This is a genomic window from Aureimonas sp. OT7 (genome assembly GCF_014844055.1).
In the GTDB taxonomy this organism is placed as follows: Bacteria; Pseudomonadota; Alphaproteobacteria; order Rhizobiales; family Rhizobiaceae; genus Aureimonas; species Aureimonas altamirensis_A.
In genome coordinates this window covers 3214875-3229056 of the sequence record NZ_CP062167.1, presented here as the reverse complement: position 1 = coordinate 3229056, position 14182 = coordinate 3214875, and the positions used below count along the sequence as shown (strand labels likewise).

General features: G+C 65.5%; 16 protein-coding genes. 5 read left to right on the top strand and 11 right to left on the bottom strand.

Going from position 1 to position 14182, the window contains the following annotated elements; all coding sequences use genetic code 11:
* On the bottom strand, nucleotides 1–192 hold the full coding sequence (locus IGS74_RS15485; RefSeq protein WP_192387291.1) for a hypothetical protein: 192 nt from the start codon (nucleotides 190–192) through the stop codon (nucleotides 1–3).
* Between the two features lie 275 nt (nucleotides 193–467).
* Between IGS74_RS15485 and cysS the strand changes: the two genes are divergently transcribed.
* The 4 genes from cysS to rarD all read left to right on the top strand — a co-directional run bounded on the left by cysS (nucleotide 468) and on the right by rarD (nucleotide 4387).
* Nucleotides 468–1898, top strand: coding sequence for a cysteine--tRNA ligase (gene cysS / locus IGS74_RS15480; protein ID WP_192387289.1), 1431 nt, complete (start codon nucleotides 468–470; stop codon nucleotides 1896–1898).
* Complete coding sequence (gene pip, locus IGS74_RS15475) at nucleotides 1895–2869, top strand: prolyl aminopeptidase (RefSeq protein WP_206688176.1); 975 nt, start codon at nucleotides 1895–1897, stop codon at nucleotides 2867–2869. Before cysS ends, pip begins: the two co-directional genes overlap by 4 nt.
* Nucleotides 2866–3327 carry a GFA family protein gene (locus IGS74_RS15470; protein ID WP_192387287.1) on the top strand — a complete coding sequence of 154 codons (462 nt, stop codon included), beginning with the start codon at nucleotides 2866–2868 and terminating at the stop codon, nucleotides 3325–3327. The genes pip and IGS74_RS15470 overlap by 4 nt, the downstream gene beginning before the upstream one ends.
* A gap of 115 nt (nucleotides 3328–3442) precedes the next feature.
* Entirely contained in the window at nucleotides 3443–4387 is a 945-nt protein-coding gene (gene rarD / locus IGS74_RS15465) for an EamA family transporter RarD (RefSeq protein ID WP_192387285.1), read from the top strand.
* Nucleotides 4388–4391: 4 nt separating this feature from the next.
* Here the strand turns inward: rarD and IGS74_RS15460 are convergent, their stop codons facing one another.
* From IGS74_RS15460 to IGS74_RS15440, 5 genes are all read right to left on the bottom strand, one after another.
* The gene (locus tag IGS74_RS15460) at nucleotides 4392–4997 is read right to left on the bottom strand and encodes a TIGR00730 family Rossman fold protein (protein WP_192387283.1); all 606 of its coding nucleotides are present in this window, start codon (nucleotides 4995–4997) and stop codon (nucleotides 4392–4394) included.
* Nucleotides 4998–5062: 65 nt separating this feature from the next.
* On the bottom strand, nucleotides 5063–5650 hold the full coding sequence (locus tag IGS74_RS15455) for an energy-coupling factor transporter transmembrane protein EcfT (RefSeq protein ID WP_192387281.1): 588 nt from the start codon (nucleotides 5648–5650) through the stop codon (nucleotides 5063–5065).
* Entirely contained in the window at nucleotides 5647–6321 is a 675-nt protein-coding gene (locus IGS74_RS15450) for an ABC transporter ATP-binding protein (protein WP_192387279.1), read from the bottom strand. The genes IGS74_RS15455 and IGS74_RS15450 overlap by 4 nt, the downstream gene beginning before the upstream one ends.
* Entirely contained in the window at nucleotides 6318–6881 is a 564-nt protein-coding gene (locus tag IGS74_RS15445; RefSeq protein WP_192387278.1) for a biotin transporter BioY, read from the bottom strand. Before IGS74_RS15445 ends, IGS74_RS15450 begins: the two co-directional genes overlap by 4 nt.
* Before the next feature lie 90 nt (nucleotides 6882–6971).
* Entirely contained in the window at nucleotides 6972–7829 is an 858-nt protein-coding gene (locus IGS74_RS15440; RefSeq protein ID WP_192387276.1) for a D-amino-acid transaminase, read from the bottom strand.
* Between the two features lie 69 nt (nucleotides 7830–7898).
* On the opposite strand from IGS74_RS15440, the gene xylB reads away from it, so the two are divergent.
* Complete coding sequence (gene xylB / locus IGS74_RS15435; protein WP_192387274.1) at nucleotides 7899–9353, top strand: xylulokinase; 1455 nt, start codon at nucleotides 7899–7901, stop codon at nucleotides 9351–9353.
* 61 nt (nucleotides 9354–9414) lie between these two features.
* On the opposite strand, the gene IGS74_RS15430 is transcribed toward xylB, so the two are convergent.
* The 5 genes from IGS74_RS15430 to livM all read right to left on the bottom strand — a co-directional run bounded on the left by IGS74_RS15430 (nucleotide 9415) and on the right by livM (nucleotide 14175).
* On the bottom strand, nucleotides 9415–10527 hold the full coding sequence (locus IGS74_RS15430) for a branched-chain amino acid ABC transporter substrate-binding protein (RefSeq protein ID WP_039193048.1): 1113 nt from the start codon (nucleotides 10525–10527) through the stop codon (nucleotides 9415–9417).
* Nucleotides 10528–10686: 159 nt separating this feature from the next.
* Nucleotides 10687–11037, bottom strand: a complete 351-nt coding sequence (locus tag IGS74_RS15425) for a DUF6867 family protein (protein WP_192387272.1) — start codon at nucleotides 11035–11037, stop codon at nucleotides 10687–10689.
* Complete coding sequence (locus tag IGS74_RS15420; protein WP_192387270.1) at nucleotides 11037–11792, bottom strand: ABC transporter ATP-binding protein; 756 nt, start codon at nucleotides 11790–11792, stop codon at nucleotides 11037–11039. Before IGS74_RS15420 ends, IGS74_RS15425 begins: the two co-directional genes overlap by 1 nt.
* The gene (locus tag IGS74_RS15415) at nucleotides 11789–12763 is read right to left on the bottom strand and encodes an ABC transporter ATP-binding protein (protein WP_039193051.1); all 975 of its coding nucleotides are present in this window, start codon (nucleotides 12761–12763) and stop codon (nucleotides 11789–11791) included. Before IGS74_RS15415 ends, IGS74_RS15420 begins: the two co-directional genes overlap by 4 nt.
* Before the next feature lie 29 nt (nucleotides 12764–12792).
* The gene (gene livM / locus IGS74_RS15410; protein WP_052194809.1) at nucleotides 12793–14175 is read right to left on the bottom strand and encodes a high-affinity branched-chain amino acid ABC transporter permease LivM; all 1383 of its coding nucleotides are present in this window, start codon (nucleotides 14173–14175) and stop codon (nucleotides 12793–12795) included.
* Between the last annotated feature and the right edge of the window lie 7 nt (nucleotides 14176–14182).

The window sequence follows — 14182 nt, the reverse complement described above, 5'->3', positions numbered from 1 at the left end:
TCAGTCGACGGCTTCGACGAGATGTCCGGCGTGCGGTGCCGGCTGAACGACCGCCGACACGCGGCCCATCCGCGAACCCGCGGCAGCCACTGCCGCGATCCCGATTCCCCGGTACTTCTGCACCAGCTTTACTTCGCTTTCGCGCTCGCGCCTGGAGCGGAATGGGTCATGGGTCTGGTTCTGCGTCTTCATCGTCGGTCTCGTTATCTGTTCGTCCCGGCCTTCGTTAAACTGAACAATTGCGACCGGATAACGGCGAGTATCTCAGTAATATTGCGCGTTACAGCTAACAAAAAGTAAAAGATCTGTAACGAAGCGTGAACGCCGAATCCTGCGGGCGTCGCCACAAGAAGACACGGTTTCGTGTTGCTGCGGCCCCGAGGGCTTCAGGCCCGGCACCCGCGAATTGTCATTACGGGGAAATCCGGTTAGCAATCGCCACCTGTCATGACGGGGTATGATGCATCATGGACGACGGGTTTCGCGGGCTTTCGCTGACCAACACGCTGACGCGCCGCAAGGAGGAATTCCGTCCGCTGGATTGGGCGGATGCCGGCCGCACGACCGATGCAAGGCAGGTGCGCATGTATGTCTGCGGGCCCACCGTCTACGATTTCGCCCATATCGGGAATGCGCGCCCGGTCATCGTCTTCGACACGCTGTACCGCCTGCTGCGCCACCTCTATGGCGAGGCGCATGTGCGCTACGTCCGCAACATCACCGACGTCGACGACAAGATCAACGCGCGGGCGGCAAGCGAGCATCCGGATCTGCCGTTGAACGAGGCCATCGCCCGGGTGACGGCCGGCACGACGCGGCAGTTTCATGCCGACATCGCCGCGCTCGGGGCGCTGCCGCCGGATGTCGAGCCGCGTGCCACCGACCACATCGACGCCATGAAGGCCATGATCGAAACCCTGGTCGACAAGGGCAACGCCTATGTCGCCGACCGTCACGTCCTGTTCCATACGCCGTCCATGCCGGAATACGGCGCCTTGTCCGGCCGAAGCCTGGACGAGATGATCGCCGGCGCGCGGGTCGAGGTGGCATCGTACAAGAAAGACCCGACCGATTTCGTGCTGTGGAAGCCCTCCACCATGGAGGAGCCGGGGTGGTCGTCGCCTGCCGGGATCGGCGGGCGGGGGCGGCCGGGATGGCATATCGAATGCTCTGCCATGAGCGAGGTGCACCTCGGCCCCGTCTTCGACATCCATGGCGGGGGCCTGGACCTGATCTTCCCGCATCATGAAAACGAGATCGCCCAGTCCTGCTGCGCGCACGGCACCGACCGCATGGCGCAGGTCTGGCTGCACAACGGCTTCGTGCAGGTCGAAGGGCGCAAGATGTCGAAGTCGGAAGGCAATTTCGTCACCATCAACGATATCCTGGCGACCCGGAAGATCGGCGGCCGTTCCTGGCCCGGCGAGGTCGTGCGGCTGGCGCTCTTGAAGACGCACTATCGCGAGCCCCTCGACTTCACCCACGCCCGCCTGGAGGAGGCCCTGCGCGAACTGGATCGATGGGAGCGGATGGCCCGTGCGGCCGGCCTGTCGGCCACCCCTGCGGACGCCGAGCCGGATGCGCGTTTCCTGGATGCGTTGAAGGACGATCTGGCGCTGTCGGCGGCCCTTGCGCGGGTGCATGAGCTGTTCGACGGCGGCGAGGCGGGGGCGGCGCTTGCCAGCCTGCGCCTGATCGGCATCGAGCCGCTGCGCGCCGACGCTCTCGACGTCGCATCCCTTGAACGGATCGCAGAGCGTCTCGATCTGTTGAAGCGCAAGGAATTTGCGGCGGCCGATGCCATCCGCGATGCCCTTGCCGTCGAAGGCATCCTCCTCAAGGATGGGCGCGACGCGGCCACGGGCGAGCGGACGACCAGTTGGGAAAGACGCAGATGAAGGACGGAGCGACACTGCTGTTCCCGGCGATCGAGCCATACCGGCAGGGGCGTCTCGATGTCGGCGGAGGCCACCAGCTCTACTGGGAACTCTGCGGAAATCCGGACGGCATACCGGTGGTTTTCCTGCATGGCGGGCCAGGCAGCGGGTGCGGCCCCGTGCATCGCAGGCTCTTCGATCCGCGACGGTACCGCATCCTGCTGTTCGACCAGCGCGGCTGCGGCCGCTCGACGCCGCTGGGGCGGCTGGAGGACAACACCACGCACGACCTCGTCGCCGACATCGAGCGGCTGCGCCTTCTGACGGGCGCGGAACGCTGGCTCGTCTTCGGTGGATCGTGGGGCGCGACGCTTGCCTTGGCCTATGCGCAGGCGCATCCGCAGAATGTGTCGGGCCTCATCCTGCGCGGTGTATTCACCGGTCGTCGCAGCGAGCTGGACTGGTTCTACCGCGAGGGCGCAAGCAGACTGTTTCCCGATGCCTGGGAGCGGTTCATAGCGCCGCTGGACGTGGAAGAGCGCGACGATCCGATAGCCGCCTATCGCCGCATGCTGACATCCGAGGATCGCGCCGTGCGCGCGCGGGCAGCACGCAGCTGGACGGACTGGGAAGCCAAGACCGTGTCGATGCGCTCCATGCCGCAGCCTTCCGGCGTCGACGGCCAGGCCGGCGAGGCAACCATCGCCTTCGCCCGGATCGAGAACCACTTCTTCGTCCACCATCTGTGGCTGGAGGAGGGACAGCTCATCGCCAATGCCGGCGCCCTCGAGAACATTCCCGGCACGATCGTGCAGGGGCGATACGATGTGGTGACGCCGCCAGTAACGGCGTGGGATCTGCATAAGGCATGGCCGCGATCCGTGTTGCGGATCGTTGAAGATGCCGGGCATGCCTTCTCTGAACCGGGCACGCTGGCGAGCCTGGTCGAGGCTACGAATATTTTTGCCGCCGGGGAGGGGGAAGCCGGATGACGTTGGACAACAAGCCTGTGTTGAAGGGCGGGTGCCAATGCGGCGCAGTCCGTTTCACTCTGGAGGGCGCCCCCGGCGATGCTTCCATCTGTCATTGCCGCATGTGCCAGAAGGCTTTCGGCAATGTCTTCGCTCCCCTTGTGTCGGTCGGCTCGGCGCGCCTGACATGGACCGGGGCCGAACCCAGCCGCTTCCAATCGTCCAACCATGTCATGCGCGGCTTCTGCCCGCGCTGCGGAACGCCGCTCACCTATGAGGCGCCGGACGGCGTTGCCCTGGCCATCGGCGCTTTCGACGACCCTGCCGCGCTGCGGCCCGTGGTGCAGTACGGCACCGAAGGAAAGCTCCCCTATACGGACGACCTGCCGAAGCTTCCCGGCCGGCCGACGGCGGACGACCACGAAGGCCTTGGCTGGCTGGCGGATATCCGGTCCTACCAGCATCCGGACCACGACTGACGTCAGGCTCGATTCATCATCGGGCCTGATCGCAGCCATGACGAGAATGCTTGATCGCGCGCCCGGCATAAGTGGTAGAGCTGCCACCCTGAACGATTGAGAAGGCGGCGGCCCGATGGAACAAAGAAGCCCGGCTCCGAACATCGCGGAGGCGGAATCCAGTCGTGGATACGCCGCCGCAATCAGCGCCTATCTGATCTGGGGCCTGGTGGTTCCGCTCTATTTCAAATCCCTTTCGCATGTCCCGACGGCCGAGATCGTGGCCCACCGCATCGCCTGGGCGGTCCCCTTCGTGGCGATCCTGCTCGCCTGGCGCGGGCGCCTTGCGGGAATGCGCGCGTTTCTGACGCCCACCTATCTGGGCCTTGCCGCGCTGACCGCGTCGGTCATCACGCTCAACTGGGGCACCTATGTCTACGCCGTCATCAACGGACAGGCCGTGGAGGCGGCGCTCGGCTACTACATCAACCCCCTGGTTAGCATTCTGCTGGGCGCGGCATTCCTGGGAGAGCGCCCTACGCGGCTGCAATGCGTCGCCATAGTGCTTGCGGCGATCGGCGTGCTGGTGATGACGGTGATGGCGGGTGGCCTGCCGATCGTATCGCTGATCCTGGCGCTGTCCTTCGGCAGCTATGGCCTGCTGCGCAAGCTCATTCCCATCGGTGCGGCCGAGGGCTTCTTCCTGGAAGTGCTGATTCTGCTGCTGCCGGCGCTGGCCGTCTGCATCTGGCTGGTTGCCCACGGCGAGGCGCAGTTCGGCACCAGCACCGGCGAGACGCTGCTTCTGATCGGCTCGGGACCCACCACCGCAATACCGTTGATCCTGTTCGCAGCCGGCGCCCGCATGCTGAAACTGTCCACCATCGGCATCCTGCAGTACATGGTGCCGACGCTGCTGGTCCTCACGGCGGTCTATCTGTTCGGAGAGCCCTTCGGGCCGTGGAGGCTCGTGGCCTTCGCCTTCATATGGGTCGCGCTGGCGATCTACACCTGGTCGCTCGTCGCCGATGGACGGCGTCGCCGGCGAACACGCAAGGCGGACGCCGTGCCCGGCTGCTGACGCCTCAGAGGCGCTCGATGATCTCCTCGCGGCCGATGTCCGATGTCGGCGTCGCGGCGGCTTCGATGGACGGGAGGATATCCTCCACCCGGTCGATGACCAATGGGCGCACCTGATGCGCGGTGTGGATGAAGCCTTCTGCGCTCATATGGTCGAGAAGGGAGGCCAGCGGACGCCAGAAATCGCCGATATTGGCGATGACGATCGGCTTGCGGTGACGGCCGAGCTGCCCCCAGGTCATGATCTCGACGAGCTCTTCCAGCGTACCGATGCCGCCGGGCAGGGCGACGAAGGCGTCAGAGCGTTCGAACATCGTGTGCTTGCGCTCGTGCATGTCCTCGGTGACGATCAGCTCATCCAGCCGCTTCAATTCGCGTTCCGTCGCTTCCATGTCGATCAGGAAGCGTGGAATGATGCCGGTGACCTGTCCGCCGGCGCGGATGACGCCATCCGACACCGCGCCCATGATACCGCGCGTGCCGCCGCCATAGACCAGGCGGATGCCGGATCGGCCCATGGCCTCGCCGAGGGCGTATGCTGCTTCGAGATAGTGAGGCGCGTTACCAGCGGAAGAGCCGCAATAGACGCATAGGGATCGAATCTTTGTCATGCCGGCAGGTTCCGCCGTGGCGGGCCTGCAAGTCAAGCGTGGTTTTGCAGTGCGGCATGATCCGGTCAGCTTCGCGCTTCTATGGCCTCGGCCACCTCGTCGGTCATCCGGAGGCTCCGCACGATCAACGGCACGGCAAGGGCCACCACGCTGCGCTCCAGGCCGCGGGCGCGTTGCGCCTCTCGGATCTCGTCCTTGATGGCTGCGAGAACGGGTATGAAACGCAGTGTCAGGGATATCGCAAGGGCCACCTTGGCGGGGGGTACGATACGCGCAAACGGCACGAGGGCGCGCTCTATCGCGGATGTGATGTCCATGCTGCGCGTCGTCAGGGTGACGAGGTTCGCGGCCAGGACCACCGCCGTCAGCCGCAGCAGCGGAACGAAGGCGGATCGCCACTCGCCCAGCACGACATGTGTCAGCCCGATCAACAGCAGGATGGGAAGCAGCCCGCGAAACTGCCGCCAGATCGTTTGTGGCCCGAGGCCGGCCACGGCATAGGCCAAAAGCGCCGCGCCCAGGCCGACCGTCGCGCTGATCCAGCCGCCGACAAGGAACAGCAATGTGCTGCCGACCGCCAGGACGGCCAGCTTGGGGCCGGCGGCCGTCCGATGGACGGGGCTGTCCCCGGCCATGTAGAGCCCCGCGATCATGCCTGCATGTCCCAATAAGCCGCCAGGACCGCATCCGGCCGGCCATCCTGGACGACGACGCCGCCGTCGAAGCAGATGACCCGGTCGAAGCCGGACAGAAGGGAAAGGTCATGGGTCGCCATCACCACCTGGGCCGGAACCGTGTCCAGCGCCCGCATCAGCATCCGCGTATTGCGCAGGTCCAGAAGGGTGGTGGGTTCGTCCAGAACGAGGATGCGCGGGCGCAGCACGAGCACGCCGGCCAGGGCGACGAGCTGGCGCTGGCCACCCGACAATTCATGCACCAGACGGTCTTCGAAGCCGCCAAGCCCGCGTTCGGCCAGGGCGGCGGCAATGCGCGGCTGCATCTCCGCTTTCGGAATGCCCCGGTTTTTCAGCCCGAAGGCAAGGTCCTCCCCGACGGTGGGATAGACGATCTGATTGTCCGGGTTCTGGAAGACGAAGCCGACCTCCCGCCGTATGGCCTTGGCGTCTGCGCGCGTGTCGAGGTCGAAAACACGGACCTGGCCCGTCGTCGGCAGGAGCAGCCCGTTGATCAGGCGGCACAGGCTGCTTTTGCCCGACCCGTTGGCGCCGACGATGCCGATCCGCCTTTCCGTCAACCGCAGGCTGACATGCGACAGGACGGTCGCCCCGCCGCGCGTCAGCGTTACGTTGTCGAAGACGATCAATGGCTTGTGGCGACACGGCCCCGGATCAGCGGGTAGGACCGTTTCACCAGCACGATGACGGCGGCGGCGATGCCCGCCTTGATGAGGTCGCCGGGGATGAACGCCAGAACCGATGTCGTGAACGCGGACAGGAGATCCATCCCGGATGCTGCCGCGTACCATGGCACGCCGATCGCGTAGACGATGCCGATGCCGGCCACCGCGGAGATGAGGAAGGAGGAAACGAAGTTGAGCCTGCTCCAGGCGCGTTCGGTGAGCCAGCCCGCCGCGATGGCGGCCGCCAGCCAGCCATAGATGAAGCCCGACCACGGACCCATGAGATAGCCGAGGCCCCCGCGTCCCCCGGACAGGAGCGGGAGGCCGGCGGCGACCAGCAGAATGAACAGCAGCATCGTCAGCCCGCCCTTGCGGGCGCCGAGCACGCCGCCCATCAGCATCGGGCCCATGGATTGCGCGGTGATGGGGATGCCGATCAACGGTACGGTCAGCGGCGGAAACAACCCAAGAACGGCCATGATGGCCGCGAACAGGGCGATCTGAACGATATCACGCGTTTCCATTCGGATGGGGCTCCCCTTTTACCGGATTATCAGGCCGTGATCTTGCATGCGTCTGGTCCCGCCGCCAGTCACCGCTGATTGACTGCAGAGTCAAATCGCGGTGCGCAGGGCTTCTTCCATGTAGATGCGGCGCAGGGCGCGGGTAACGGGCCCTGGCCTGCCGTCGCCGATGGTGGCCCCGTCGATCTCCGTGACGGGCATGACGAAGGCACCTGCCGAGGTGATAAACGCTTCCGCCGCGTTGCGGGCCTCGTCGGTGGAGAAGGGGCGCTCCTCGACCGTCAGGCCCTTTTCCGCGGCAAGGCGCAGCAGGCTCGCCCGTGTCGTGCCATGCAGGATGCTGTTGGACAGCGCCCGCGTCACGATGTGCCCGTCCGCGCCGATGATGAAGGCATTGTTGGACGTGCCCTCGGTGACCATGCCGTCCTCGACCAGCCAGGCATCGTCCTTGCCCTGCCGCCGGGCTTCCATCTTGGCCATGGACGGCCAGAGAAGTTGCACCGTCTTGATATCGCGGCGTCCCCATCTGAGGTCGGGGACGAAGGCCACCTTCAACCCGGTCTCGATCTCGGGCGATTTCGCCTCGTTCCAGCTCTGCGTGAAGGCAACCAGCGTCGGCCGGGTTGTTTCGGGCGGAAAGACGAAGTCGCGGTCGGCGACCCCGCGCGACACCATCATGTAGACACCGCCTTCGCTCAGGCCGTTGCGACGCAGAAGCTCGCGATGAATCTCGAGCAGGGCCTGGTCGTCCGCCGGCGAGGCAAGGGAAAGCTCGGCGAGCGAACGGCGCAGGCGGCGCATGTGGCCGGCAAAATCGATCAGCCGGCCCTCGAGGACGCTGGTCACCTCATACACCGCGTCGCCGAAAAGGAAGCCACGATCGAAGACGGAAACACGGGCTTCGTCCTCGGGCACATAGATACCGTTGGTGTATACGATGCGACTCATGATGAACCCTTGAGCTTGCCTTCGGCTCGCCAGCCTATAAACGATGAAGCCGCATCAAGGGAGGCGCTGTTGGCATATTATCTCGGGCTCGATCTCGGTACCTCGTCCCTCAAGGCCCTGCTGATCGACGAGCGGCAGACGGCGGTGGCCACCGCACACGCGCCGTTGTCCGTGCAGCGGCCACGCTACGGCTGGTCGGAACAGGACCCGGCGAGCTGGATAGAGGCGGCGCGCGGCGCGATCGTCGAACTGGCCCGGCAGGCCCCGGAGGCGATGGCGCAGGTGAGGGGTATCGGCCTGTCCGGCCAGATGCATGGCGCCACCCTTCTGGACGCCGATCATGCGGTGCTGCGGCCCTGCATCCTGTGGAACGACAGCCGTGCCGACGAGGAAGCGCAAGCCCTCGACGACGATGAGTCGCGCGCGATCACCGGCAATATCGTGTTTCCGGGCTTTACCGCCCCCAAGCTGGTCTGGGTGGCGCGTCATGAGCCGCAGCTGCGCGAGCGCCTTGCGCATGTCCTGTTGCCGAAGGATTATCTGCGCCTGTGGTTGACGGGCGAAATGCTGTCCGACCTGTCGGATTCCGCCGGAACGTCGTGGCTCGATACCGGCGCGCGGCGCTGGTCTGCCCGCATGCTGGAAAAGACCGGCCTCGATGGGAGCGTAATGCCGGGCCTCGTCGAGGGCACCGAGCCGGCCGGCCGGCTGCGGGACGACCTTGCGCGTGACCTTGGCCTGCCTGCCGGAATCGTCGTTGCGGGCGGTGCGGGCGATAACGCAGCATCCGCATGCGGGGTCGGCGTGACCCGGTCGGGAACGGGCTTCGTATCGCTGGGCACCTCCGGCGTGCTGTTTACCCCTTCGCACGGCTACGAGCCGGCGCCGGAAACCGCCCTCCACACCTTTTGCCATGCCATTCCGGGCCTATGGCACCATATGGGCGTGACGCTGTCGGCGGCCGGCTCGCTGGAGTGGCTGGCAGGTGTCGTGGGCCAGACCCCGCAGGCCCTGGCCGGGGAGATCGCGCAGGCGCCGGACGAGGCGTCACGCCTTCTGTTCCTGCCGTATCTGGCAGGAGAACGGACACCCCATAACGACGCGGTCGTCCGGGGCGCCTTCGTCGGCCTGTCGGCCGAGACGACCCGGTCGGACATGACCCGGTCGGTGATGGAAGGCGTGGCCTTTTCGATGCGCGGCTGCCAGGAGGCGGGGGGCGGCGTCAAGGGCGAGGGACCGTTGATCGCGGTCGGCGCAGGGTCCCGCTCGGCCGTGTGGCTGCAGATCCTGGCGGATGTGCTTGGGCGCGATATCGTGCTGCCGGCGTCCGGCGATTTCGGTGCGGCCTTCGGGGCCGCGCGTCTCGGGCTCTGCGCGGCCGAAAGCGCTTCGCCGGAGGATGTGATGACGATGCCGCCCGTGGCTAGCCGCTTCTCCCCGCGTGAGGGGCCGGCAAGCTCCTTCGAAGCGGCCTACCGCCGATATCGGCTTGCCTACCCGATCGTACGCAGCCTGATGGTCTGAAAAAAATGGACCGGGGCGGCAGGGCCGCCCCGGTCCGGATACTGCGAGCGAGGACGTCCGCTTACTGCGCGGATGCGGTCTCGACGTAGTCGTACTTGCCGTTCTTCCACTCGTAGACGACATAGCCGGGCAGCGTGACGTCACCCTTGTCGTCGAACTTCAGGTCGCCGATGACGGTGGAGAAATCACCGGAGTCGAGCGCCTCGACGACGGGCTCGTAGTCTGTCGAGCCGGCAGCCTTCACCGCATCGGCCCAGGCCTGGATCGCCGCATAGGTGTAGAGCGCGTAACCTTCCGCGGACTTGCCCTCGGCTTCGATCTCCTTGACGACCGGCTCGGCGACCGGGTTCTTGCGCGGATCCGGCGAGAAGGTCATCAGGGTGCCTTCGCCGGCGTCGCCGGTGATCGCCCAGTACTCGTCGGTCACGATGGCGTCGCCCGACATGATCACGGCGCTGACGCCCTGTTCCTTCATCTGGCGGGCGATCAGGCCGGCTTCGGTGTGATAGCCGCCGATGTAGACGAGGCCGATGTCAGCCTGCTTCATCTTCGAAACCAGCGCGGTGTAGTCCTTCTCACCGGCGGTGTAAGCTTCAACCAGCGAAGGCTTCTTGCCGGCCGCCTCAAGGGACGCCTGCGTCTCGTCGGCCAGGCCCTTGCCGTAGGCCGACTTGTCGTTGAGGATCGCGACGTTCTTGTCGCCGAAATGCTCGGCGATATAGGCGCCGGCGACTTCGCCCTGCTGGTCGTCGCGGCCGCAGACGCGGTAGATGCCGTCAGCCGGACGCTTGTCGGTGAAATCCGGGTTGGTCGACGCGGGCGAAATCATGACGATTCCTTCCTCGGCGTACACCTGGCTGGCCGGGATGGACGAGCCCGAGCAGAAGTGACCGGCCACGAAGACGACGCCTTCCGACGCGTACTGGTTGGCGACCGCCACCGCCTGCTTCGGATCGCAGGCGTCGTCGCCGATCGACAGCTTCAGCTGCTCGCCATTGATGCCGCCGGCCGCGTTGATGTCCTTTACGGCCTGCTCGGCGCCGACGCGAAGCTGCTGGCCGAACGTGGCGTACTGACCCGTCATCGGACCGGCAACACCGATCGTGATGTCGGCGAGAGCCGCGCCGGACAGAACGAGATTGAGGGCCACACCGGCCAAAAGTGCTTTCTTCATCATGACCTTCCCATGTTGTTGACGATCCACCCCGGCAGGCTCTCTGATGCTGGTGCCGCGCGGTGCCCTGGATGGATTAAAGACCAGTCCAGGGGATTATGAAATGGGAAAGACGCCGCCGGAAGATTAATTCTTGTGCGGCGTCAATCCGTGCCCAGTTCAAGCTTGCTGGTCGAGGAAGCGGTACTGGCGCGCCATCTGCGACGCGCGGGTACGCCAGCGACCTGTGGCGGCGAGCAGGAACAGAACGACGTAGTCGATCGCCGCATAGTGCAGTGCGATCGGCAGCGTTTCGAACGGAAGGAAGAACGTTCCGTGGAACAGGCTGAAGTGGATGAAGCGGACGGCGATCGTCAGCAGCAGGACATAGAAGGCCATCAGCCCCCACCCGCTCCAGGTGAGGGCGGTAGACCGGCCGATCATGTAGGCCATGCCGCCGCCGATGATCGCGGTCACCAGCAGGAACTCGAAGAGGGTGACTTCCCAGAGAAGCGTCATTTCCGGCTGCATCAGTGCCTCCCGCCTTCGAGATAGGCGCTGCGGATCTCTTCACGCGCCAGAAGTTCGCGTCCGGTGCCGGACATCGTTATCGAACCGTTGACCATCACGTAGCCGCGATGCGCGAGGCGCAGGGCATGGAAGGCGTTCTGTTCCACCAGGAAGACGGTCAGTCCTTCGGTGCGGTTCAGCTCGCGGATCGCTTCGAAAATCTGCTTCACGATGATCGGCGCCAGACCCAGCGACGGTTCGTCCAGAAGCAGCAGCTTCGGACGGCTCATCAGGGCGCGGGCGATGGCGAGCATCTGTTGCTCGCCGCCCGACAATGTTCCGGCCCGCTGGTCGATACGCTCCTTCAGCCTCGGGAAGAGGGTGAAGATGCGCTGCAGATCCTCGTCGAAGTGATCCTGCCCGATCAGGGTGGTGCCCATCTGCAGGTTTTCCATCACCGTCATGCGGCCGAAGATGCGGCGGCCTTCCGGCGATTGGGCAATCTGACGCTTCATGATGTCGTGCGTCGGCAGATGGGTGATGTCTTCGCCGCGATAGACGATCTGCCCGGAACGGGCGCGCGGGTTGCCGCACACCGTCATCATGAGGGTGGATTTGCCGGCGCCGTTGGCGCCGATCAGCGTTACGATCTCGCCCTCGTGGACGTCCACGTCGACGCCCCGGAGCGCCTGGATCTTGCCGTAGAACGTCTCGACCCCGCGAATGGACAGAAGCGGCGCCGTGGCCGCCGCGGCGTTGGGATTGACGGCGCTCATCGGGCGGTTCCCTGGTCTAGGTTGGCTTCTGCGATGGCCGCGTCGACGTCGCCCTGCTCGAGCTTCTCCTCGACGGCCTCGACCTCTTCGTCGTCGACGCCCAGATAGGCGGCGATGACGTTCGGGTCGTTGCGGACGCTATCGGGCGTGCCGTCCGAGATTTTCCTGCCGTAGTCCAGAACCACGATGTGGTCCGAAATCTCCATGACGACGCCCATGTCGTGCTCGATCAACAGGATGGACACGCCGTCATCGTCGCGGATCGAGCGCAGCAGGTCGTTGAGCTCGGCGGATTCGCGGGGGTTGAGGCCGGCGGCGGGCTCGTCGAGGCACAGGAGCGCCGGCTGCGTGCACATGGCGCGGGCGATCTCCAGCCGGCGCTGGTCGCCGTAGGAAAGATCGGCGGCAGGGTCGTCGGCCCGGTCCAGGAGAGCCGTCCGTTTCAACCAGTCGATCGCCAGGTCCTGCGCCGCTTCCCGCGCACGGCGGTATGAGGGCAGGCCGACCAGTCCGGCGAAGGTGAAGCCGGAAGCCACCATCAGCCGGTTGTGCTGTGCGACGAGCAGGTTTTCGAAGACCGTCATGCCGCCGAACAGGCGGATGTTCTGGAAGGTGCGGGCGACGCCGGCGGTGTGGGTGATCCTGAAGTCGGCCATGCGTTCGAGCAGGAAGAGCTCGCCGCCCTCGGCCTTCATATACTGGCGGCCGCTGCGCGTCAGGTCCTCGACCGCGCGCGCGGGTATGCCGCGCCCACGCCGCAGGGTGATGCGCCCTTCGGTCGGCTTGTAGAAACCGGTGACGCAGTTGAACACGGTCGTCTTGCCGGCGCCGTTGGGGCCGATGAGCGCGGTGATGTCGCCGCGTCCGACGTCGAAGGAGAGGTCATCGATGGCCGTGAGGCCACCGAAGCGCATCGTCAGATGCTCGACCGTCAGGACGGGGTCTGCCGTCCAGCGCTCGCTGGATGCCATTCTTGTCTGTTCCGTATTGGCGATCATGCTCAGTGCCCTTCGCCCTGGGCTACCATGTCGGCGCCGATCTTCTTCTTTTCCTTGTAGACCGCCGATGGCGATCGCGACGAAACGAGGCCCCGCGGCTTCCACACCATGATGGCGACCATGGCGACACCGAAGATCAGCATGCGATACTCGGTCGGGTCGAAATTGGCGCCGAACACGGCCTGCAGGACCGTCAGGTTACGCAGGAGTTCGATGCCCCCGATCATGACGATCGAGGCGATCACGACGCCGATCTGCGAGCCTAGCCCACCCAGGACCACGATGGCGAGGATGATCGCCGATTCCAGGAAGGTAAAGCTTTCCGGCGAGATGAAGCCCTGCCGGGTGGCGAAGAACGAGCCGGCGAAGCCGCCGAACATCGCGCCGGTGGCGAAGGCCGTCAGCTTGACGTTGGTGGTGTTGATGCCCAGCGCGCGGCAGGCGATCTCGTCCTCGCGCAGCGCCTCCCAGGCCCGGCCGATGGGCAGCTTGCGCAACCGCATGGTGACGAAGTTGGTGAGAAGGGCCAGGGCCAGGATAATGTAGTAGAGGTAGATGAAGCGATGGAGCGTCGAAGGCTCCAGCCCGAAATAGTCCGCGAAGGAGCCTTCGCCCCGCCCGAATTCCAGCCCGAAGAATGTCGGACGCGGAATGCCCAGGAGGCCGTTCGGCCCGCCGGTGAACTCGCCCCAGTTCAACAGGACGACGCGGATGATCTCGCCGAAGGCGAGGGTGACGATGGCAAGGTAGTCGCCGCGCAGGCGCAGCACCGGAAAGCCCAGCATCACGCCCCAGAGGGCGGCGAACAGGCCGGCCATCGGCAGGCACACCCAGAAGCCGAGATCGAAGTTGATGGCGAGCAGCGCGAACGAATAGGCGCCGACCGCATAGAAGGCGACATAGCCGAGGTCGAGAAGACCGGCCAGACCGACCACGATGTTGAGGCCCCAGCCGAGCATCACATAGGTGACGATCAGAATGGCCAGGTCGATCATGTAGCGCTCCCGGCCCGGCAGCACGTAGCCGATCACGAAGGGGAACGTCAGGGCCAGCAGGAACAACGCCGCAGCCAGCACCTTGCCGAAGCGGCTGCCGACACCCGACAGCGCCTTGCCGCCGCCGAACCGCTCCTTGAGCGGCTTGTCGGCCTGGAAGAGAGTCAGGCTGAGAACGAAGCGGATGGCGAAGGCGAGGCCGATGGCAATCAGCCACATGTCCCAGCGATACGACAAGACGAGCCCGCCGGGCGCTATGTCCGTGCGCAGTAGCAGGAAGAACACGCCGAGACCTGCCACGACGGCGGCCGTGATGACCGATTCCTTCAGGGCCGTCGCGACCTTGCTGCGCTTGACGGGCTGGGTTGAAAAGGGCGGCTCGCCCCGCATTGCGGCG